This window comes from Streptomyces herbicida, from assembly GCF_032656585.1.
Classification (GTDB): Bacteria; Actinomycetota; Actinomycetes; order Streptomycetales; family Streptomycetaceae; genus Streptomyces; species Streptomyces herbicida.
This window is the reverse complement of the sequence record NZ_JAUYWJ010000003.1, coordinates 216839-236359: the sequence shown is the minus strand read 5'-3', so window position 1 is coordinate 236359 and position 19521 is coordinate 216839. Positions and strand designations below refer to the sequence as shown.

The 19521-nt window shown below is 71.1% G+C and carries 18 protein-coding genes, 2 pseudogenes and 1 riboswitch; of the genes and pseudogenes, 5 read left to right on the top strand and 15 right to left on the bottom strand.

The window, feature by feature from the left end:
• Positions 1 to 14: 14 nt before the first annotated feature.
• The 4 genes from Q8A52_RS08140 to Q8A52_RS08125 form a co-directional block, all read right to left on the bottom strand.
• Entirely contained in the window at positions 15 to 446 is a 432-nt protein-coding gene (locus Q8A52_RS08140; protein WP_316747589.1) for an ATP-binding protein, read from the bottom strand.
• A 102-nt stretch (positions 447 to 548) separates the two neighbouring features.
• Positions 549 to 2105, bottom strand: a complete 1557-nt coding sequence (locus Q8A52_RS08135) for an ABC transporter substrate-binding protein (protein WP_316747587.1) — start codon at positions 2103 to 2105, stop codon at positions 549 to 551.
• A 199-nt stretch (positions 2106 to 2304) separates the two neighbouring features.
• Positions 2305 to 3624: a metallophosphoesterase gene (locus Q8A52_RS08130; protein WP_316747585.1), complete on the bottom strand. Its 1320-nt coding sequence runs from the start codon at positions 3622 to 3624 to the stop codon at positions 2305 to 2307.
• Positions 3625 to 3640: 16 nt separating this feature from the next.
• Positions 3641 to 3880, bottom strand: a complete 240-nt coding sequence (locus tag Q8A52_RS08125; RefSeq protein ID WP_316747584.1) for an SCO4848 family membrane protein — start codon at positions 3878 to 3880, stop codon at positions 3641 to 3643.
• Positions 3881 to 3971: 91 nt separating this feature from the next.
• On the opposite strand from Q8A52_RS08125, the gene Q8A52_RS08120 reads away from it, so the two are divergent.
• Positions 3972 to 5246, top strand: a complete 1275-nt coding sequence (locus tag Q8A52_RS08120; RefSeq protein ID WP_316747582.1) for a D-alanyl-D-alanine carboxypeptidase family protein — start codon at positions 3972 to 3974, stop codon at positions 5244 to 5246.
• Here Q8A52_RS08120 and Q8A52_RS08115 read toward each other — a convergent pair.
• Genes Q8A52_RS08115 through Q8A52_RS08100 form a run of 4 tightly spaced genes read right to left on the bottom strand, consistent with a single transcriptional unit; the run spans position 5191 to position 8033 of the window.
• Entirely contained in the window at positions 5191 to 6102 is a 912-nt protein-coding gene (locus Q8A52_RS08115) for a YihY/virulence factor BrkB family protein (protein ID WP_316747579.1), read from the bottom strand. The two genes, Q8A52_RS08120 and Q8A52_RS08115, sit on opposite strands and share 56 nt — an antisense overlap.
• Complete coding sequence (locus Q8A52_RS08110) at positions 6090 to 6494, bottom strand: GtrA family protein (protein WP_316748715.1); 405 nt, start codon at positions 6492 to 6494, stop codon at positions 6090 to 6092. The genes Q8A52_RS08115 and Q8A52_RS08110 overlap by 13 nt, the downstream gene beginning before the upstream one ends.
• Before the next feature lie 20 nt (positions 6495 to 6514).
• Positions 6515 to 7531, bottom strand: a complete 1017-nt coding sequence (locus tag Q8A52_RS08105; RefSeq protein WP_316747577.1) for a decaprenyl-phosphate phosphoribosyltransferase — start codon at positions 7529 to 7531, stop codon at positions 6515 to 6517.
• Positions 7524 to 8033, bottom strand: a complete 510-nt coding sequence (locus Q8A52_RS08100; RefSeq protein WP_316747575.1) for a phosphatase PAP2 family protein — start codon at positions 8031 to 8033, stop codon at positions 7524 to 7526. Before Q8A52_RS08100 ends, Q8A52_RS08105 begins: the two co-directional genes overlap by 8 nt.
• Before the next feature lie 134 nt (positions 8034 to 8167).
• Here Q8A52_RS08100 and Q8A52_RS08095 point away from each other — a divergent pair, with 134 nt between their 5' ends.
• A complete protein-coding gene (locus Q8A52_RS08095; protein WP_316747573.1) occupies positions 8168 to 9523 on the top strand; it encodes an FAD-binding oxidoreductase in 1356 nt (451 codons plus the stop codon).
• Between the two features lie 38 nt (positions 9524 to 9561).
• Positions 9562 to 10317 (top strand): decaprenylphospho-beta-D-erythro-pentofuranosid-2-ulose 2-reductase, encoded by a 756-nt coding sequence (locus Q8A52_RS08090; RefSeq protein WP_316747571.1) that lies wholly within the window; start codon positions 9562 to 9564, stop codon positions 10315 to 10317.
• Between the two features lie 257 nt (positions 10318 to 10574).
• Here Q8A52_RS08090 and Q8A52_RS08085 read toward each other — a convergent pair whose 3' ends face one another.
• The 3 genes from Q8A52_RS08085 to Q8A52_RS08075 all read right to left on the bottom strand — a co-directional run bounded on the left by Q8A52_RS08085 (position 10575) and on the right by Q8A52_RS08075 (position 13889).
• Positions 10575 to 11159, bottom strand: a complete 585-nt coding sequence (locus Q8A52_RS08085) for a 2'-5' RNA ligase family protein (RefSeq protein ID WP_316747568.1) — start codon at positions 11157 to 11159, stop codon at positions 10575 to 10577.
• 174 nt (positions 11160 to 11333) lie between these two features.
• Positions 11334 to 12347: a tryptophan--tRNA ligase gene (gene trpS / locus Q8A52_RS08080; RefSeq protein WP_316747566.1), complete on the bottom strand. Its 1014-nt coding sequence runs from the start codon at positions 12345 to 12347 to the stop codon at positions 11334 to 11336.
• A 78-nt stretch (positions 12348 to 12425) separates the two neighbouring features.
• Positions 12426 to 13889, bottom strand: a complete 1464-nt coding sequence (locus Q8A52_RS08075; protein WP_316747565.1) for a glycine hydroxymethyltransferase — start codon at positions 13887 to 13889, stop codon at positions 12426 to 12428.
• 32 nt (positions 13890 to 13921) lie between these two features.
• A riboswitch (ZMP/ZTP riboswitch) is annotated at positions 13922 to 14011 on the bottom strand.
• A 100-nt stretch (positions 14012 to 14111) separates the two neighbouring features.
• Here Q8A52_RS08075 and rocD point away from each other — a divergent pair.
• On the top strand, positions 14112 to 15317 hold the full coding sequence (gene rocD, locus Q8A52_RS08070) for an ornithine--oxo-acid transaminase (protein WP_316747563.1): 1206 nt from the start codon (positions 14112 to 14114) through the stop codon (positions 15315 to 15317).
• A 27-nt stretch (positions 15318 to 15344) separates the two neighbouring features.
• Here the strand turns inward: rocD and Q8A52_RS08065 are convergent, their stop codons facing one another.
• Both Q8A52_RS08065 and Q8A52_RS08060 read right to left on the bottom strand, forming a co-directional pair.
• Entirely contained in the window at positions 15345 to 16544 is a 1200-nt protein-coding gene (locus Q8A52_RS08065; RefSeq protein WP_316747561.1) for a glutathionylspermidine synthase family protein, read from the bottom strand.
• 14 nt (positions 16545 to 16558) lie between these two features.
• On the bottom strand, positions 16559 to 16951 hold the full coding sequence (locus Q8A52_RS08060) for a hypothetical protein (protein WP_316747559.1): 393 nt from the start codon (positions 16949 to 16951) through the stop codon (positions 16559 to 16561).
• A gap of 125 nt (positions 16952 to 17076) precedes the next feature.
• Here Q8A52_RS08060 and Q8A52_RS08055 point away from each other — a divergent pair, with 125 nt between their 5' ends.
• Complete coding sequence (locus Q8A52_RS08055) at positions 17077 to 17934, top strand: DMT family protein (RefSeq protein WP_316748713.1); 858 nt, start codon at positions 17077 to 17079, stop codon at positions 17932 to 17934.
• 63 nt (positions 17935 to 17997) lie between these two features.
• On the opposite strand, the pseudogene Q8A52_RS08050 reads toward Q8A52_RS08055, so the two are convergent.
• Both Q8A52_RS08050 and Q8A52_RS08045 read right to left on the bottom strand, forming a co-directional pair.
• A pseudogene (locus Q8A52_RS08050) lies at positions 17998 to 18489 on the bottom strand (PLP-dependent aminotransferase family protein); the annotation flags it as partial.
• Positions 18481 to 19058, bottom strand: a pseudogene (locus tag Q8A52_RS08045) (alpha/beta fold hydrolase); the annotation flags it as partial. The pseudogenes Q8A52_RS08045 and Q8A52_RS08050, both read right to left, overlap by 9 nt.
• Positions 19059 to 19521: the final 463 nt, after the last annotated feature.

Here is a 19521-nt window from a genome sequence, read left to right as displayed (position 1 = left end):
CCGGGTCCACGGCTTCAGGTGTCGGCCACCACCAGCGCCCACACCGTCTTGCCGTGTCTGCCCCGGCTCCACACCCCCCAGGCTGCCGCGATGCTCTCCACGAGGTGCAGTCCGCGGCCCGTCTCGGCCCGGTCGCCCACCACCCGCAGCCGGGGCTCGAGGCGGCCCTCGTCGGAGACCTCTATCAGGCAGGAGCCGTCCGCGAGCGCCGTCACCGCGACCTCGAACTCCCGCTCGAGGTGGGGGTCCCCCCGGCTCGAAGAGCTTGGGGGAGGGCCGTGGCGTACGACGTTGGTGGCCAGCTCGGACACCAGCAGCACCGCGTCCTGCACCGCCGGGTCACCGGGACCGTGACCCCAGTCGGCCAGATGGTCCCGGACCCGGTGCCGGGCGAGTCCGACGGAAGCCGGATGCCGGGGCAGCCGGAAGGAGTTGCGTCTCAGCACATCTGCTCCTCACCCCATGCGCACCTCCGTCACAGGGTGCCGCCTCAGGTGTCTGCTCCGCGCCGTTCGGCCGTATGTTGCTGCGCACGCGACCGGATCGCGTCAGATCCAGGTCAGCCGCCACAGCCGGAACACACCGGTGCCGTCGGAGAGGTACTGGCCGCCGCCGACGTCCTCGCTGCTGACGACGTACTCCTTGCGCTGCCACAGCGGTATCAGCGGCACGTCGGCGGCCACGTCCGCCTGCAGGTTGCGGAAGTCCTGCGAGACGAGGCTGCGATCGGCGTACGTCTGGCTGTTCACGATGAGGTTGTCGACCAGCTTGTTGCTGTAGCCGGTGTGCATGGTGGAGCCGGTGCCGACCAGCGGGGCTGCGAAGGTGTCCGGGTCCGGGTAGTCGGCGACCCAGCCGACCGCGTACGCGTCGAGCTTGCCGGCCGCCCAGCGCTTCTGGAAGCCGGTCCACTCGTAACCCTGGACGTCCACTTTGAACAGGCCGCCGGCCTCCAGCTGCTGCTTCAGCTCCGCGGCCTCCTCCGCGCCCGCGCCGCGTCCCTTGCCGTAGCCGAAGGTGAAACGGACCGGGAGCTTGACGCCGGCCTCGATGAGCAGGGCCTTGGCCTTCGCGGTGCTCTGCTTCGGGTAGTCGTCGAAGAACGAGGTGGTGTGGCCGGTGATGCCGGTCGGGATCAGCGAGTACAGGGGGTCTACCGTGCCGTCGTACACCTTGGCGGCCAGCTGCTCGCGGTCGATCAGCCAGGCCATGGCCCGGCGGACGGCCACCTCGTGCAGCGGGGAGCCCGCGCGGGTGTTGAGGTAGAGGTTGCGGGTCTCGGAGCTGTCGGACTCCGTGACACGCTGGTCGGGGTCGCTCGCCGAGAGCCGGGACAGGACCTCCGGCGGCAGCGTCCGCGTGGCGACATTGACCTCCTTGGCCTTCCAGGCGCTGTTCAGCTTGGCCGAGTCGGCGTAGTAGCGCAGCCGGACGGGGCGGCCGGTGCCGCCGATGTCGCCCTTGTAGTGGGTGTTCGGCGTGAGGTCGGCCTGCCGGTCCTTGGTGTACCCGGTCAGCGTGTAGGGGCCGGTGCCGTCCGCCTCGGCGCCCCTGCGCAGGGCGTCGGCCGGGTATCTGGTCCGGTCGACGATCGAGCCGGCGCCGGTGGCCACCTTGAACGGGAAGGTGGCGTCCGCCGACGACAGATGGAAGGTGACCGTGTTGCCTTCGGCGCTCACCGAGTCGAGCGTGGACAGCAGGGACGCCGGGCCGACATCGGAATTGATCTTCTTCACCCGGTCGAAGGAGTACTTCACGTCCTCGCCGGTCACCGCGCGCCCGCTCGGGAACGTGAGCCCCTCGCGCAGCCTGCACTGATACGTCTGGAGTCCGGTCCCCACGAATGCGCAGCTCTGCGCCGCGTCGGGCACCGGCTCGACGCCGCCCGGTTCGAAGGTCAGCAACGACTGGAAGACGTTGCTGAACAAGGCCCAGGAACCGGCGTCGTAGGCACCGGCCGGGTCGAGCGATGTGACGGCGTCCGTGGTGCCTACCGTGATGGTTCTGCCGGCGTTCCCCTGCGACGGCAACAGCTGCCAGCCGCCCAGTCCCACGGCCGCAAGCACGAGAAGCGTCGCGAGAATCCGCATGCGAACAGATCGCATGGTGGTGCCCTCCCCAGGACCCAGCCCGGCCCTACCCAAGGCCAGCACAAAATGCCACTCCCCTTAGTGGCGCGGCTCACCTAATCACACGTGTTTCAACCGGGGGAAGAACAATCTGACGAGATGAGAAAGAACTTACCGGGCGCTTGTTTCCTGCGAATTTCACAGCGTCTTCACAGTCACGTCGCGCGCATGCGGGTCATGCCTGCCTCGACGCCAGTTCGATCACAGTGATGTCCGACGGCGCGCCGACCCGGGTCGGTGGCCCCCAGGCGCCCGCTCCCCGGGACACGTACAACTGCGTGTCGCCGTAGCGGTCCAGGCCCGCGACGGTCGGGTTGGCGGCGGCCGCGACGAAGTTGCCGGGCCAGAGCTGCCCGCCGTGGGTGTGGCCGGAGAGCTGGAGGTCCACGTGGTGCTTCACGGCCTCGTGGATCTGGACCGGCTGATGGGCCAGCAGGACGACGGCGCGTGAGGTGTCGCGGTCTCCGAGCGCCCTGGCGAAGTCGGGGCCCCGGCCCTCGCTCTCCCCCGCCAGGTCGTTGACGCCGGCCAGGTCGAAGGCGGGCAGTTCGGTGCGGGCGTTCTCCAGCGGGTGCAGCCCGAGCCGCCGCACCTCCTCGACCCACTGCTCGGCGCCGGAGAAGTACTCGTGGTTCCCGGTGACGAAGTACGCCCCGTGCCGCGCGCTCAGCCGGGCCAGCTCGGCGGCCGCCGGGCCGAGGTCCTTCACGCTTCCGTCGACGAGATCGCCGACGACCGCGATCAGGTCGGGCTGGGTCGCGTTGATCGTGTCGACGACCTTCTGCGCGAAGCCCCGGCCGAGGACGGGGCCCAGGTGGATGTCGCTGACGACGGCGATCCTGAATCCGTGCGCGGACCGCGGGAGTTTGGCCAGCGGGACCGTGACGTGCTTCACGCTCGGGCCGCGCAGCACGCCGTACGTCCCGTATCCGACGGTCGCGACGGCGGCGGTCGCGGCGGCTCCGCCCACGACGCGCGAGACGAAGAGGCGGCGGGTGAAGTCGGAGGGTTCGGGGGCGGAGCTCCCGGGAGTGGTCCCGGCGGCGGGCCCGGCGGCCTGGGGCGGGGTCGCCGAAGGGGCGTTCGTCTCGCCGAGGGCCGTGCCCTCGGCCGACGCGGCGACGCTCGCGGTCTCGGGCTCCGGTGCTTCGGCCGCGGGTGCCCGTGCGGGTGCTCGCTTCTCCATGAGCCGTCGCAGCAGTGGCCGTACGGCCTCTCCGGCCACCACCGCCAGCATCAGGTAGAGCCACAGCGCCATCCACAGGAAGCCGGGCCAGGCCAGGGTGCGCTGGAGCCAGAAGGGGGCGCCGGAGCGCTCGGCCACCAGCGCTGTGATCATCAGCGTCGGACCGGCGACGAAGACACCCGTGCCCACGCGGCGGGCCGGCCCCGCGCCGCGGGTCGTGTCGCGGACCAGACGGCGCCAGAGGTACCGGTGCAGCCCGGCCACGACGGCCAGGACGGCCAGGGCGACCAGGACGAAGACGATGACCAAGCTGCCGTATCCCCCGCTATGACGTCCGGCGCAGTGCGCGCAGTCCGCGCAACCCGATGACCCCGATGACCGTCCCCAATACAAAGGAAACGACAGCCAGCAGCAGGTGCACCCAGAAGTAGGCCGTCGGGTGGCCGTCGTCGAACGCGAGTCCGCTGCTGTCCTTGATCAGATTCTTGACGAAAGTGACCCAGATGACCCAGCTCCACACCCCGAAGGCGAGCAGGAACCAGGAGACCGGGCGGCTGAGCTTCATGCCACCAGTATCGCCGCCGGCCGTCCGGATCCGCGCCCGGGGTGGGAGGGCGCGCGGGACTTCGCGACTCGCTGCAGGTACGTTCTCGACCGTGCCCGCACCCAAGAAGACCGGCAAGCGATCCTTGCTGGTCGCTTCCGCCACCTTGCTGTCCCTTTCGCTCACCGTGCCCGCCGCCCTCGCGGCCCCGAGCCCGTCGACGAGCCCGTCCGCCACTCCCCCGGCGCACATGTCGTCGGTCGGCGGTGCCCGCCTCGGCCGGGCCGGTACCCAGGTCAACCTGGCCGACGGCGTCCCCGTGCTGCCCAAGGACCTCACCGCGCGCTCCTGGATCGTCGCCGACGCCGAGTCCGGCGAGGTGCTCGCCGCGCACAACGCGCACTGGCAACTGCCCCCGGCGAGCACCCTGAAGATGCTGTTCGCCGACACGGTCCTGCCGAGGTTCCCCAAGTCGACGAAGCACAAGGTGGTGCCGTCCGACATGGCGGGCATCGGCGCCGGTTCCAGCATGGTCGGGATAAAGGAGAACGAGACCTACACGGTCCACGACCTGTGGCTCGGCGTCTTCCTGCGCTCCGGCAACGACGCCGTGCACGTGCTGTCCGCGATGAACGGCGGCGTCGAGCAGACCGTGCAGGACATGCAGGCGCACGCCGAGGAACTGCAGGCGCTCGACACGCACGTGATCAGCCCCGACGGCTACGACGCGAAGGGACAGGTCTCGTCGGCGTACGACCTGACGCTGTTCGCCCGTTCGGGGCTGCAGAAGAAGGACTTCCGCGAGTACTGCTCGACCGTGCGGGCGGCGTTCCCGGGCGGGACGACCAAGAAGAAGGGCAAGTCCGTCCGCGAGTCCTTCGAGATCCAGAACACCAACCGGCTGCTCAGCGGAGACAGTGACATCCCGGTCTACCAGGGCATCGCCGGTGTGAAGAACGGCAACACCACCAACGCGGGCGCGACCTTCACCGGAGTCGCCGAGCGCAACGGCCGGGTGCTGCTGGTCACCGTCATGAAGCCGGAGAAGAACGAGCACAACGAGGTCTACAAGGAGACCGCCAAGCTCTTCGACTGGGGCTTCAAAGCGGCCGGCAAGGTCACGCCGGTGGGCGCGCTGGTGGCCCCGAAGAGCGCCGTGCAGTCCAGCGCCAAGCCGGGCGCCACGGCCTCCTCCGGTGAGACGGGCGGTGCCGGGAGCGGCGGTTCGTCCTCGAAGTCGGTGGCGAGCGCCTCCTCCGGGAGCGGCGTCGGCGTCGCGCTGGCGATCACCGCCGGCCTGCTGGCGCTGCTGGCGGGCGGGGTGTTCCTGGTCAACCGCCGGTGGCCGCTGCCGGATCTGGTGCGCCGCCGGTCGTCTCGTCCGTGAGCTCCGTCTCCTCGCTCTCCGTCGCCGTCCAGGCGGCGGAGAACAGGACCAGCTTCGAGGTGAAGTTGATCCACAGCAGCAGGGCCACGGGGACACCGAAAGCGCCGTACATGCTCTTCGTGGCGACGCCCTGGATATAGCCGCTGAGCAGCAGTTTCAGGAGCTCGAAGCCGACCGCGCCGATCAGCGCCGCGACGAGCAGGCGGCGGCGCGGCGGCTCGACGCCGGGCAGCAGGGTCAGGACGTAGAGCAGCAGCAGGAAGTCGGCGAGGACGGCGACGGCGAACGCGGCGGTCCGCAGCAGGACGCTGCCCCAGCTCGCGCGGTCGATGCCGAGCTGGTCGCTGATCCAGCCCACCATGGCGGAGGCGACGGTGGAGACGGCGAGGGTGGTCAGCACCGCGCCGCCGAAGCCGACCAGGACCCCCGCGTCCTTGGCCTTGCGCAGCAAGGGGTTCTCCTCGCTGTCCGGCAGTTCCCACACCGCGCGCAGGCAGTCGCGCATCTGGCCGACCCAGCCGATGCCGGTCAGCAGCAGAAAGGCGCCGGCGATGAGTCCGACCGTGCCGGCGTTCTGGACCAGGGCGTGGATGTCGAGCTGGTCGGAGATGCCCGGCACCTGATCGGCGATCTTGTTCTGGAGATCCCGCTGCTGCGACTCGCTCAGGGTGGCGGCGGCGATCGTGGCGGCCACGGTCAGCAGCGGGAACAGCGCGATGAAGCTGATGAAGGTCATCGCGGCGGCCAGCCGGGTCCACTTCACCCGGTCCAGGCGCTCGTACGACCGCCACGCGTGCGTGGCCGTCAGGCGCGTGACGAGCGGCCCGATTACGGGAAGTTTCTTCAGCCAGTCCATGATCCGACTCTGCCCTCGTTGCGGAACACCAATGTCCGAGTACCCCAGAACCGCAGGACAGTGGCGAGCGCCATGCCGATTCCCGCCCCGGAGACGGTGTCGGCGCGCTGCGAGGTGAGGCCGAGGCCGTAGTGGCTGATGGCGAGGCACAGGAGCTGGACCAGGGCGCCCGCGATGTTCACGGCGACGAAGACGGCGTACGGGCGCACGCCCTGCGGCTGTGTGTGCCGGTACGTGCCGAGCGCGTTGCCGGTGTACGCGACCGTGCAGCCCGCGACGAAGGACAGGGACTTGGCGGTGAGCGGGTCCAGGGCGACCGGGCCGCGCAGACCGGTGAAGAGGGCGAGGTCGGTGACGTAGGCGAGGAGCCCCACGGTGGCGAAACCCAGCATCTCGGCCCGCTGCGCCCGGGTCACCAATTCGCCACCGCCAGGCCGTACATCGCCAGCCAGGCCAACCCGATCAGAGCCAGGGCCCGGTCGTGCAGGACCACGTCCTCGGGCTCGCCCGCGGTGCCGCGGTCGGCGAAGACGGCGTACCTGAGGATCGCGAGGATGAAGGCGACCATCGACAGCTGCCGCCAGGGCAGCACGCTCGCGTGCGGCACACCGCCCTCTTCCAGGGCCCACATGCAGTAGGCGAGGACCGCGACACCGGCCGCGAGCTGCCAGACGAAGCGGAGGTAGCCGGTGGTGTACTCGGTGAGCAACGCACGCGTGGCGCCCGCTTTTCCGGCCATCTGCAGGGCTTCGGAGTAGCGCTTGGCCGACACCATGAACAGCGCCCCGAAGCCCGTGGTGATCAGGAACCAGCGGGACAGCGGGATGCCGAGCGCGACCCCGCCGATCATCGCCCGCATCAGGAAGCCGGTGGTGACGACGACGAGGTCGACCACCAGGACGTGCTTGAGGCTGACGCAGTACGCCAGTTGTACGCCGATGTAGGCCGTCAGGAGGGCCGCGACGACGGGTGAGGTCAGCCAGGCCGCGGCGGCCGGCGCGAGGACGGCCAGGGCGCCTCCGGCGGCGTACGCGACGGGCACCGGGACCTGTCCGGCGGCGACCGGGCGGCGGCACTTGGAGGGGTGGGCGCGGTCGGCCGCGGCGTCGCGGGCGTCGTTGATCAGATAGACGGCGGCGGCGCAGCCGGTGAACAGGACGAAGACCAGGCCGACCTGGACGAGGGCATGCCGGGAGAAGAGCTGCCCGGCGGCGGCCGGGGCGGCGACCACGAGGGTGTTCTTCACCCACTGCTTGGGGCGGGTGGTCTTCAGCAGGCCGGTGAGGAGGGTGACCGTGCGCACGCGTGCGGGTGGCTCGTGGTGGGCGCGCTCCTCCAGGAGCGCGGATTGCCCGGTGTGCGCGGGACCCGGGGCGGGCCCGGGCTGGGAGGCGGGCACACCGTTCGTGAGGGGCGCCGTCTCAGTCATGGGCGCGCCCCCTCATCCAGCGCGCTCCGAGCCGGGCCGTGAGCGTGCCCAGCGCCGCGCCGGCGGCCACGTCCGTCGGGTAGTGGACGCCGACGACCAGACGGGAGAGACACATGGCGGCGGCGAGCGGCGCGATCCCGTAGGTCCCCAGCGCCCCGAAGGCGACGGCGGCGGCAGCGGAGGAGGAGGCGTGGGAGCTCGGGAAGGAGTGCCGGCCCGCGGTGCGCACCAGGGGCTCGACGTGCGAGGGGCGCGCACGGCGCACGAGCCGCTTCAGGCCCATGCTGGCAAGGTGCGCGCCCGCGACGAGCGCCGTGCCGCGCAACCAGGAGCCGCGCCGGTTGCCGTCCACGGCGGCTCCGACGAGTCCCGTCCCGAGCCACAGCGCGCCGTGCTCGCCGGCGAGGGACAGGCCGCGTGCGGCGGACGCGACGCGCGGATGGGTGCCGCAGGCATGCAGTGCGGAAAGGATTCTGTGGTCCAGGTCGTCGAAGTCGTCCATGTGGACTCACTGTTCACGTCGACCGTCGTCATCACTACGATCATATTGTGCGACATACCATTAATCACCCATTTCGGGGATGGGGGTAATGTTCCATAACCAATCGCCCATATAAGGGCGATACGGTCACCGCCATGTCCGAAGACACGGTGTCCGTCACCGGTTGGGGCCGTACCGCCCCCACCGCCGCCCGGCTGATCCGCCCGCGGAGCTACGAGGAGGCCGTGGCCGCCGTCCGGGAGTGCGGGGCCCGGGGAGGCATCGCGCGGGGACTGGGGCGGGCGTACGGGGACGCCGCGCAGAACGCCGGCGGGTCCGTCATCGACATGACGGGTCTCGACCGCATCCACGCCATCGACGCCGACGGCGGCACCGTGCTGTGCGACGCGGGCGTCTCCCTGCACCGGCTGATGGAGGTGCTGCTGCCGCTCGGCTGGTTCGTGCCGGTGACGCCGGGCACCCGTCAGGTCACGGTCGGCGGGGCGATCGGCGCCGACATCCACGGCAAGAACCACCATGTCTCCGGCTCCTTCTCCCGCCACGTGCTGTCGTTCGAACTCCTCACGGCCGACGGCGAGATCCACGCGGTCGGCCGCGGCACACCTCTGTTCGACGCGACCGCGGGCGGCATGGGCCTGACCGGGGTGATCCTCACGGCCACCATGCGGCTGCTGCCGGTCGAGACGTCGTACATGGCGGTCGACACCGAACGCACCACCGACCTCGACGACCTGATGACCCGTCTGACGGCCACCGACCACCGCTACCGCTACTCGGTCGCCTGGATCGACCTGCTGGCCCGCGGCGCGGCGACCGGGCGCGCGGTGCTCACCCGCGGCGACCACGCGCCCCGGCAGGCCCTGCGCAAGGGCACACGCGCGTGGCGCCGCCCGCTGTCCTTCCGCCCCCGGCAGCTCCCGGCCGCCCCCGCCCTCGTCCCGGACGGGCTGCTCGGCCGTACCTCCGTGGGACTGTTCAACGAGCTCTGGTACCGGAAGGCGCCCCGCGCGCGCAGCGGTGAACTCCAGCGGATCTCCGCCTTCTTCCACCCCCTGGACGGAGTGCCGCACTGGAACCGGATCTACGGCCGCGGCGGCCTCGTCCAGTACCAGTTCGTCGTCGGACACGGCCAGGAGGAGGCCCTGCGCCGGATCGTCCGCCGTATCTCCGGGCGCCGCTGCCCCTCCTTCCTGGCCGTCCTCAAGCGCTTCGGGGACGCCGACCCCGGCTGGCTCTCCTTTCCGGTGCCCGGTTGGACTCTCGCCCTGGACATCCCGGCCGCCCTGCCCGGCCTCGGCGCGTTCCTCGACGAGCTCGACGAGGAGGTCGCCGCGGCCGGCGGACGCGTCTACCTCGCCAAGGACTCCCGGCTGCGCCCGGACCTGCTCGCCGCGATGTATCCCCGGCTCGCCGACTTCCGGGCCCTGCGCGCGGAACTGGACCCGGGCGGTCTCTTCGTCTCGGACCTCGCCCGGCGTCTCGGCCTCTGAGCCCCACTCCAGCCGTTCCGATCCCCCAAGGAGCTGTCGTGAAGGACGCCTTCGGCATCCCCCAGTCCGTGCTCGTCCTCGGCGGCACGTCCGAGATCGCCCTGGCCACCGTGCGCCGGCTCGTCGCCCGCCGCACCCGCACGGTGTGGCTCGCGGGCCGCCCCTCGACCGCCCTGGAGGAGGCCGCCGAGGGCCTGCGCTCCCAGGGGGCGAACGTCCGCGCCGTCGCCTTCGACGCGCTCGACCCCGAGTCCCACGAGACCGTGCTCGGCAAGGTCTTCGCCGAGGGCGACATCGACATGGTGCTGCTCGCCTTCGGGATCCTCGGCGACCAGGCGCGCGACGAGCGGGAACCGATGAGCGCCGTGCGCGTCGCCCAGACCAACTACACGGGCGCGGTGTCGGCGGGTCTGGTGTGCGCGCGGGCCCTCCAGTCCCAAGGGCACGGCTCCCTGGTGGTGCTGTCCTCGGTCGCCGGTGAGCGCGCCCGCCGCTCGAACTTCATCTACGGCTCCAGCAAGGCCGGCCTCGACGCCTTCACCCAGGGCCTCGGCGACGCGCTGCACGGCACCGGGGTCCACGTCATGGTCGTACGCCCCGGCTTCGTACGCTCCAGGATGACGGCCGGTCTCGAGGAGGCGCCGATGTCCACCACGCCGGAGGAGGTCGCCACGGCCATCGAGCTCGGGCTGCGGCGGCGCACGGAGACGGTGTGGGTGCCGGGGATGCTGCGCCTGGTCATGTCGGCCCTGCGGCACGCGCCCCGGGCGGTGTTCCGCCGGCTGCCGATCTAGCCCGGCAGCGCCCCAAAGGAGCGCGGGGAACTGCGCGACCAGCCGGCACAGCGCCGCAGACAACCGACGACCATCGCGGCACCCCCAACAAACCACTCAGCGGCCAAATACGGGCACCGCCAACGCCATGCCCTGTCATCCCGGCCCTGCGACACGCGCCCCAAAGGGGCGCGGGGAACTGCGCGACCAGCCAGGACAGCGCCGCAGACAACCGACGGCACATGTCGGCACTTACAGCGGAGCGCCGAGCGGAGCGCTCAGCGGCTGGCGATCGTCCCGCGTTCCACGTCCGCGTGTCCGGCCTGCGGCGGCACCACGGAGCCGCCGAAGGTGAACTCGCGGAGCTTGCGCCACACACCGTCGGGGCCCTGTTCGTAGAGCGCGAAGCCCGTGCAGGGCCACTCGGCGTCGTAGTCGGCGAGTTCCTCGAAGGCGCGGTCCATCGCGGCGTCGTCGATGCCGTGCGCCACCGTGACGTGCGGGTGGTACGGGAACTGCAGCTCGCGCGCCACGGGACCGGAGGCGTCCCGGACCCGCTTCTGCAGCAGCGCGCAGGCCTCGGCGCCCTGGACGACCTTCATGTACACCACCGGCGACAGGGGCCGGAAGGTGCCGGTGCCGGACAGCCGCATCGGGAAGGGGCGGCCTGCCGCGGCGACCTCGGTCAGATACGCCTCGATGACCGGCAGCTCGGTGGCGTCGACCTCCGTCGGCGGCAGCAGCGTGACGTGAGTGGGGATGCCGTGAGCCGCGGGGTCGCCGAAGCCCGCGCGCCGCTCCTGGAGCAGGCTGCCGTGAGGCTCCGGGACCGCGATCGACACGCCGATCGTTACGGTCCCCACGTCGTCTCCTGTCGTCGTGTCCGGTGCGCTGCCGGATGCGCTGTCGAGTGAGGTGTCTGGTTCGTACTCAGCCGTCCGGCTATCGACTGTAAGGCCACGGCTGTGCTGTGGGCAGGCGCAGCCGGAGTGATGTGCAGCGCTCTGCCCAGTGGTACGTATGTGCGGTCGTACGCCTCAGTGCTTGGCCGGCAGGAAGCCCACGCGGTCGTACGCCTGGGAGAGGGTCTCCGCGGCGACGGCCCGCGCCTTCTCCGCGCCCTTGGCCAGGATCGAGTCGAGCGTCTCGGGGTCGTCCAGATACTGCTGGGTGCGCTCCCGGAACGGGGTCACGAACTCGACCATCACCTCGGCGAGGTCGGTCTTGAGCGCACCGTAGCCCTTGCCCTCGTACTTCTCTTCCAGATCGGTGATACCCGCACCGGTGAGCGTCGAATAGATCGTGAGCAGATTGCTCACGCCCGGCTTGTTCTCGGCGTCGAAGCGGACCACGGTGTCCGTGTCGGTGACGGCGCTCTTGACCTTCTTCGCGGTGGTCTTCGGCTCGTCGAGGAGATTGATGAGGCCCTTCGGCGTGGACGCCGACTTGCTCATCTTGATCGACGGGTCCTGGAGGTCGAAGATCTTCGCCGTCTCCTTGAGGATGTACGGCTTCGGGACGGTGAAGGTCTGGCCGAAGCGGCCGTTGAAGCGCTCGGCGAGGTCACGGGTGAGCTCGACGTGCTGGCGCTGGTCCTCGCCGACCGGAACCTCGTTGGCCTGGTACAGCAGGATGTCCGCGACCTGCAGGATCGGGTACGTGAACAGGCCGACGGAGGCGCGGTCGGCACCCTGCCTGGCGGCCTTGTCCTTGAACTGGGTCATGCGGGAGGCCTCGCCGAAGCCGGTGAGGCAGTTCATGATCCAGGCGAGCTGGGCGTGCTCGGGCACGTGGCTCTGGACGAAGAGCGTGCAGCGATCCGGGTCGAGGCCGGCGGCCAGGAGCTGGGCGGCGGCCAGCCGGGTGTTCGCGCGCAGCTCCGCGGGGTCCTGCGGGATCGTGATCGCGTGCAGGTCGACGACCATGTAGAACGCGTCGTGGGACTCCTGCAGGGCCACCCACTGACGGACGGCGCCGAGGTAGTTGCCGAGGTGGAACGAGCCTGCGGTGGGCTGGATTCCGGAGAGCACGCGGGGACGATCAGAGGCCATGCTCATCATTCTCTCAGAGCGCGGCCGCCACCCGGAACGGGTCCCGGGCAGCCGCGGGGGCTGCCCGGGGTACCGGTGTCAGCCGAGGTCGATCTCCGGGTACAGCGGGAAGCCCGCCACCAGGTCCGTCGCCCGCTGGGCGATCTCCTCCGCGATCTTCGGGTCCAGGACGTGGGCCGCCTTGGACGGAGCGCCCGACTTGGTGGTGCCCGCCTCCGCCGTGGTCAGGACGCGGTCGATCAGGCCCGCGACCTCGTCCATCTCGGCCGTGCCGAGGCCGCGCGTGGTCAGCGCCGGGGTGCCGATGCGGATGCCCGAGGTGTACCAGGCACCGTTGGGGTCGGCCGGGATCGCGTTGCGGTTGGTGACGATGCCGGACTCGAGGAGGGCGGCCTCGGCCTGGCGGCCGGTGAGGCCGTAGGACGTGGCCACGTCGATCAGGTTGAGGTGGTTGTCCGTGCCGCCGGTGACCAGGGTGGCGCCGCGGCGCATCAGGCCCTCGGCCAGCGCCCGGGAGTTGTCCACGATCCGCTGGGCGTAGTCCTGGAAGGAGGGCTGACGGGCCTCGGCGAAGGCGACGGCCTTGGCGGCCATGACGTGCGGGAGCGGGCCGCCGAGGACCATCGGGCAGCCGCGGTCGACCTGGTCCTTGAGGGAGTCGTCGCACAGGACCATGCCGCCGCGCGGGCCGCGCAGCGACTTGTGGGTGGTCGTGGTCACGATCTGGGCGTGCGGGACCGGGTCGAAGTCGCCGGTCAGGACCTTGCCCGCGACCAGGCCCGCGAAGTGGGCCATGTCGACCATGAGCGTCGCGCCGACCTCGTCGGCGATCTCACGCATGATCCGGAAGTTCACCAGGCGGGGGTAGGCCGAATAGCCCGCCACGATGATCAGGGGCTTGAACTCGCGGGCCGACGCGCGCAGCGCCTCGTAGTCGATCAGGCCCGTGGCCGGGTCGGTGCCGTAGGAACGCTGGTCGAACATCTTGCCGGAGATGTTCGGGCGGAAGCCGTGGGTGAGGTGGCCGCCGGCGTCCAGGGACATGCCGAGCATGCGCTGGTTGCCGAAGGCCTGGCGGAGCTCGGCCCAGTCGGCCTCGGAGAGGTCGTTGACCTGGCGGACGCCGGCCTTCTCCAGGGCGGGGGCCTCGACACGCTGGGCGAGGACGGCCCAGAAGGCGACGAGGTTGGCGTCGATGCCGGAGTGCGGCTGGACGTAGGCGTGGCGGGCGCCGAAGAGCTCCTTGGCGTGCTCGGCGGCGAGGGACTCGACGGTGTCGACATTGCGGCAGCCGGCGTAGAAGCGGCGGCCGACGGTGCCCTCGGCGTACTTGTCGCTGAACCAGTTGCCCATGGCCAGCAGGGTGGCCGGGGAGGCGTAGTTCTCGGAGGCGATCAGCTTGAGCATCTCGCGCTGGTCGGCGACCTCCTGCCCGATGGCGTCGGCGACGCGCGGCTCGACGGCGCGGATCACGTCGAGGGCGGCTCGGAAGGCCGTCGACTCGGTGGAGAGAGGCGCAGGATTGACAGAATTCTCGGGCATCGGGGACCTCCGGACGTGACATTCGGCGTACTCGGCTCGGCCCAGGCGCACGGCACTGTTTCCCGCTCGGGCCGCTCCCCGATGGTCGGTCCCATCCCAGCGCGCCAGTTACGGCCCGCTGGTCAGCCTACCGGGCGCGTCGGATTCGGCAGGTCCCACGTCCACCATGCGAGCGAGGATAAGAAGGGGGCGAAACCGACTCTCTGGCCCTCTGGAGATCCCGTGAACGCTACGGAGACGCTCATCGCCGCCGCCGACGCCCACAGTGCGCACAACTACCACCCGCTGCCGGTGGTCGTGGCCACCGCGGACGGCGCCTGGATGACGGATGTCGAGGGGAGGCGGTATCTCGATCTGCTGGCCGGGTATTCGGCGCTGAACTTCGGGCACGGGCACCCGCGGCTGGTGGCGGCGGCCAAGGCGCAGCTGGAGCGGGTGACGCTGACGTCCCGGGCCTTCCATCACGACCGGTTCGCCGCGTTCTGCACCGAGCTGGCGCAGCTGTGCGGCATGGACATGGTGCTCCCGATGAACACGGGCGTGGAGGCCGTGGAGACCGCGGTGAAGACGGCCCGGAAGTGGGGCTACCGGGTCAAGGGGGTGCCCGCGGAGATGGCGAAGATCGTGGTCGCCGGCGGCAACTTCCACGGCCGTACGACGACCGTGATCAGCTTCTCCACGGACCCGGAGGCACGGGCGGACTTCGGGCCGTACACCCCGGGCTTCGAGATCGTGCCCTACGGGGACCTGACCGCGATGCGGGACGCGCTCACCGAGAACACGGCCGCCGTGCTGCTGGAACCGATCCAGGGCGAGACGGGGGTGATCGTGCCGCCGGAGGGCTATCTGCCGGCGGTGCGGGAACTGACGCGGGAACGGAACGTCCTGTTCATCGCGGACGAGATCCAGTCGGGGCTGGGCCGGACCGGGCGGACCTTCGCCTGCGAGCACGAGGGCGTCGTACCGGACATGTATGTGCTCGGGAAGGCGCTGGGCGGCGGGATCCTGCCGGTGTCGGCGGTGGTGTCGAGCGCGGAGGTGCTGGGGGTGTTCCAGCCGGGCGAGCACGGGTCGACGTTCGGCGGGAATCCGCTGGCCTGTGCGGTGGCGCTGGAGGTGATCGCGATGCTGCGGACGGGCGAGTACCAGGCGCGGTCCGCGGAGCTCGGCGCGCATCTGCACCGCGAGCTCGGCGCGCTGCTCGGCACCGGAAAGGTCACTCAGGTGCGGGGGCGCGGGCTGTGGGCCGGGGTCGACATCGCCCGGCGGGCCGGGACGGGGCGGCAGGTGTCGGAGCAGCTCATGGACCGGGGTGTCCTGGTGAAGGACACCCACGGCGCCACGATCCGGATCGCCCCGCCGCTGGTGATCGGCAAGGAGGACCTGGACTGGGGCCTCGACCAGTTGCGTGGCGTGCTGGGTGCTTGAGGGATCACGTGCCGGGCGTGTGGAGGATCACGTGCCGGGCGTCTGAAGGATCACATGGGGCAGGAAGCGGGCGTACTCGTCCGTGATCAGGCCCGAGGACTCGCGGATGCCCAGTCCGGCGGACTCGTCCTCGACGACCCAGGCGCCGAGGACGACGTGGTTGCCGTCGAAGGCGGGGAGCGGGGCCAGCTGCTGGTAGCAGCAGGCCTCCTCGCGTACGACGGGCTCCGTGCCGGGCTCGTGGACGGTCACGCCGGCGCCCTCCCGTCCCAGGAGGGGCTTGGCGACGTAGCCGGTGGTGGCGGCGAGCTCGCGCGGGCCGTCGAGGTAGGAGGGCAGGAGGTTGGGGTGGCCGGGGTACAGCTCCCAGAGGATCGCCAGGAGCGCCTTGTTGCTCAGCAGCATCTTCCAGGCGGGCTCGATCCACAGGGTGCTGCCGGTGCCGCCGCCGTTGTCGAGGGTGTCGAGGACATGGCCGGCGAAGGCGTCGGTGGTGAGCCACTCCCAGGGATAGAGCTTGAAGCAACTGCGGATGAAGTGCAGCCGGTTGTCGACGAAGCGGCCCGAGAGCGGGTCCCAGCCGATCTCCTCCATGGAGATCCAGTCGGTGTCCACTCCGGCCTGCTCCGCGGTCTCCTTCAGATAGGCGACGGTCATCAGGTCCTCGCCCAGCTCGTCCTCGCAGGAGTGCGCGAAGTACAGGGGACTGCCGGGCGGGAGGAGGGCGGCCTGCTTCTTCCAGGCTGCGACGAGGCGCTCGTGGAGCGAGTTCCACTGGTCGGCGCCGGGGAAGCGGTCCTCCATCCAGAACCACTGGGGTGAGGCGGCCTCGACCAGGGAGGTGGGGGTGTCGGCGTTGTACTCCAGGAGCTTCGCCGGGCCCGCGCCGTCGTAGCGGAGGTCGAAGCGGCCGTAGACGGAGGGCAGTTCGGCGCGCCGCCGCCAGGCCTCGGCGACCGCCTGCGCGACCCGCGGGTCGGTGATCCCGAGGTCGGCGAGGCGGCCGGTGGTGACGATGTGGTCCGCGGCCGCCAGGCACATGCGGTGCAGTTCCTCGACGGTCTCCTCCAGCGCCTCGACCTCGTCGAGCGTGAAGGCGTAGTACGCGCTCTCGTCCCAGTACGGGCGCAGCGAGCCGTCGGCCTGGCGGGTGAGCGGGTAGATCAGTCCCTGTTCCTCGACGGTCCGCTGCCAGCCGGGGCGGGGTTCGATCGTGCGGCGTTCCATGTCACGTGCCTCGTTCAGCCGCCGGAGCTGCCCTTGCCGCCGCCGAAGCCGCCGCGATGGACGCCGCTGTGGTGGCTGTCGTCGTCCGAGGAGCCGCCGCCCGAGCCCTTGCCGGGCCTGGTGAAGGAGCCGCCGTCCACCCAGCCGTCCTTCTTCTTGCCGCCGTAGTACCAGCCGCCGTTGACGGAGACCTTGGTGACCCTGGTGGACCTGCCGACCTTGGTGGACCCGGTGGACTTGCAGTTCTTGTCGGAGACGACCTTGTAGCCCTTGGCGAGGTTGTAGCTGTCGCGGTCCACACAGCGCTTGTCCGGTTCGGACGAGCAGGCGGTGAGGGCCGCCGCGAGGAGGCCCATGCCGCCGAGGACGACGGTTCCGGAGCGCAGTTGCCGGCGCGTGCTGGCCATGTTCGTGTGTCCCCCGTTGGCTGCTTCCTTGTTGCTGTCCGGTCAGCCTAGAGATCGGTGCGGGCGGCACCCCGGGGACCCCCCGGGTTTTCCCGCTCCCCTACAGTCGCTTTGTGCTCTTTGGAATGCTGTGCGCCCTCGGCGCGGCGGTCTGCTTCGGTACGGCGACGGTGTTGCAGGCGATGGCCACGCGGGAGGCCGCTGACACGGGTGGGGGCGGGGACGCCGCGCTGCTGCTCCGCGCCCTGCGGCAGTGGCGGTATCTGGCCGGGCTGGCGCTGGACGGGCTCGGCTTCCTGCTGCAGATCGCGGCGCTGCGGTCGATCCCCATCTATGCGGTCGGCGCGGCCCTCGCGTCCAGTCTCGCCGTGACGGCGGTGGTCGCGGCGAAGCTGCTGCGGGTGCGCCTGAGCGGGGTGGAGTGGGGTGCGGTCGCGGTGGTGTGCGCCGGGCTGGCGATGCTCGGTCTGGCGTCCGGGACGGAGGGGGACCGGGGCGGTTCGGCGGCGCTGAAGTACGCGATGCTGGGGACGGCGGTGGGCGTGCTGCTGCTCGGGACGGTCGGCGGGCGGCTGCCGGGCCGCGGGCGGGCGCTGCTGCTCGGGCTGGGGGCCGGGTTCGGATTCGGGGTGGTGGAGGTGGCGGTGCGGTTGATCGACTCGCTGAAGCCGTCCGATCTGCTCACCAACCCCGCCACCTACGCCCTGCTCCTCGGCGGCGGCGCCGCGTTCCTGCTGCTGACGTCGGCCCTGCAGCGCGGTTCGGTGACGACAGCCACCGCGGGGATAGTGATCGGGGAGACGATCGGCCCGGCGGCGGTGGGCGTGGTGTGGCTCGGGGACCGCACGCGGGAGGGGCTGACCTGGCTGGCGGTGCTGGGCTTCGTGGTGGCGGTGGCGGGCGCGCTGCTGCTGGCGCGCTTCGGCGAGGCCCCGACGGCGAACCCCGCCCCGGTCGCCGAACCGACCCGGCCGCGCTCCTGACGCCCCTGGGTCTGGCCCAGGGCGCGGACCGGCGGCAATGGCTGCCGTACCGCGCCCGGCCCGTCACGGCAGCACCTGGCACAACGCCTCCAGCGTCCCAGCCCACGCATGGTCCGGCGGTGTCCCGTAGCCGACGACCAGGGCGTCCAGCGGCTCGGTCGTGGCCCGGGGGTGGCGGTAGAAGGCGAGGCCGTGCAGGGCGAGGCGCTGCCAGGCGGCTGCCTGGACGACCGACGGCTCGGTGCCGGGCGGCAGCCGCAGGACGGCGTGCAGGCCGGCCGCGATGCCGGTGACCCGGACGTCGGGCGCGCGGGCGCCGACGGCCGCCACGAGGGCGTCCCGGCGGCGCCGGTAGAGCAGGCGGGCGGAGCGCACATGGCGGTCGTACGCCCCTGAGGTGATGAACTCCGCCAGGGTCAGCTGGTCCAGCACCCCGCAGCTGTCGACCCGGCCCTTGGCCGCCGCGCACTCCTCCACGAGGGACGGCGGCAGCACCATCCAGGCCAGCCGCAGGCCGGGGGCGAGGGACTTGCTGGCGGTGCCCTTGAGGAGGACCAGCAGTTGCTCCTCGGTGCCGTCGGCCAGAAAAGCCGCCTGAACGCGGCGAGAGCCGCCGGGTCCGCGGTGCGGAAGTCGACGCGCAGCGGGCCGAGTTCGGCGGGATTTCCGGTGAGCGCCGCCGTCGGAGAGGCCGCGTCGACTGTCGCCATCTACGGTTCCGCGCAGTAGTCGCTGAGGTCCAGATCAACCGGGCACCGGGCTGAGACGTACACGCTGCGGTCGATCGGGTCCGGCCTCGCGCTGGCCGCGGCGGTCGCCGGGATCCCGCCGCGGCTGTGCGCGACGAGGATGACCGGGCCGTTCTCCTTGGCCCGTTCCAGGGTCCCGATCAGGTGCGCCGCGTTGCCGGCCGGCGTGACGCCCTTGATCGAACCGGGTGCGGCAGCCAACCCGTCGGGATCCTGCGGCGCCTGGTAGGCGCGCGGTCAGTCGGCCGCGAAGCCGTGCCCGGGGAGGTCGACGGCGACCGACCGGTGCCCCAGCAGGCCCAGTTCGGCCTGGAGCGGCGCGAAGCAGAAGGAGTTCGCGAAAGCTCCATGGACCAGTACGAACGCACTCTGCATCCGCCTCCCCCGTACCTCTTGGCAAGAGCACAGGACAATCACAAAAACCCGGCTGCTCACCGGCTCTGCTCATCGCCCCCAGCCTTGACCAGCACGGATGCCCCCGGCGAGCCAACTTGACATCCAGGTGGGACTTTACGTGTGCATGGCGTGTGCATAAGGTGTCCGCGTATGACCGGGCCTGACCAGCCCGCGTCCGTGCACATCTATCAGCGACCGGGGGAACACTGTCGCTCACGGGGATGGTTCGCTTCGTCATGCCGCCGTACCCGTTCGTACGGCTTCTGGGCTGCACTTCGGCTGTTCTTCGGCTGCTCTCCCGGCACGCATCCCCCTTGACGAAGACAAGGATGCTTCTTTGCGTTCCAAACCATGGTCCGGCCTGGCCAGATCACGCAGTTCAGGGTTTGTGACCACCTCCGCCGTGGCGTTGGCGGTGCTGGCCGGGCTGGCGGTCCAGCCC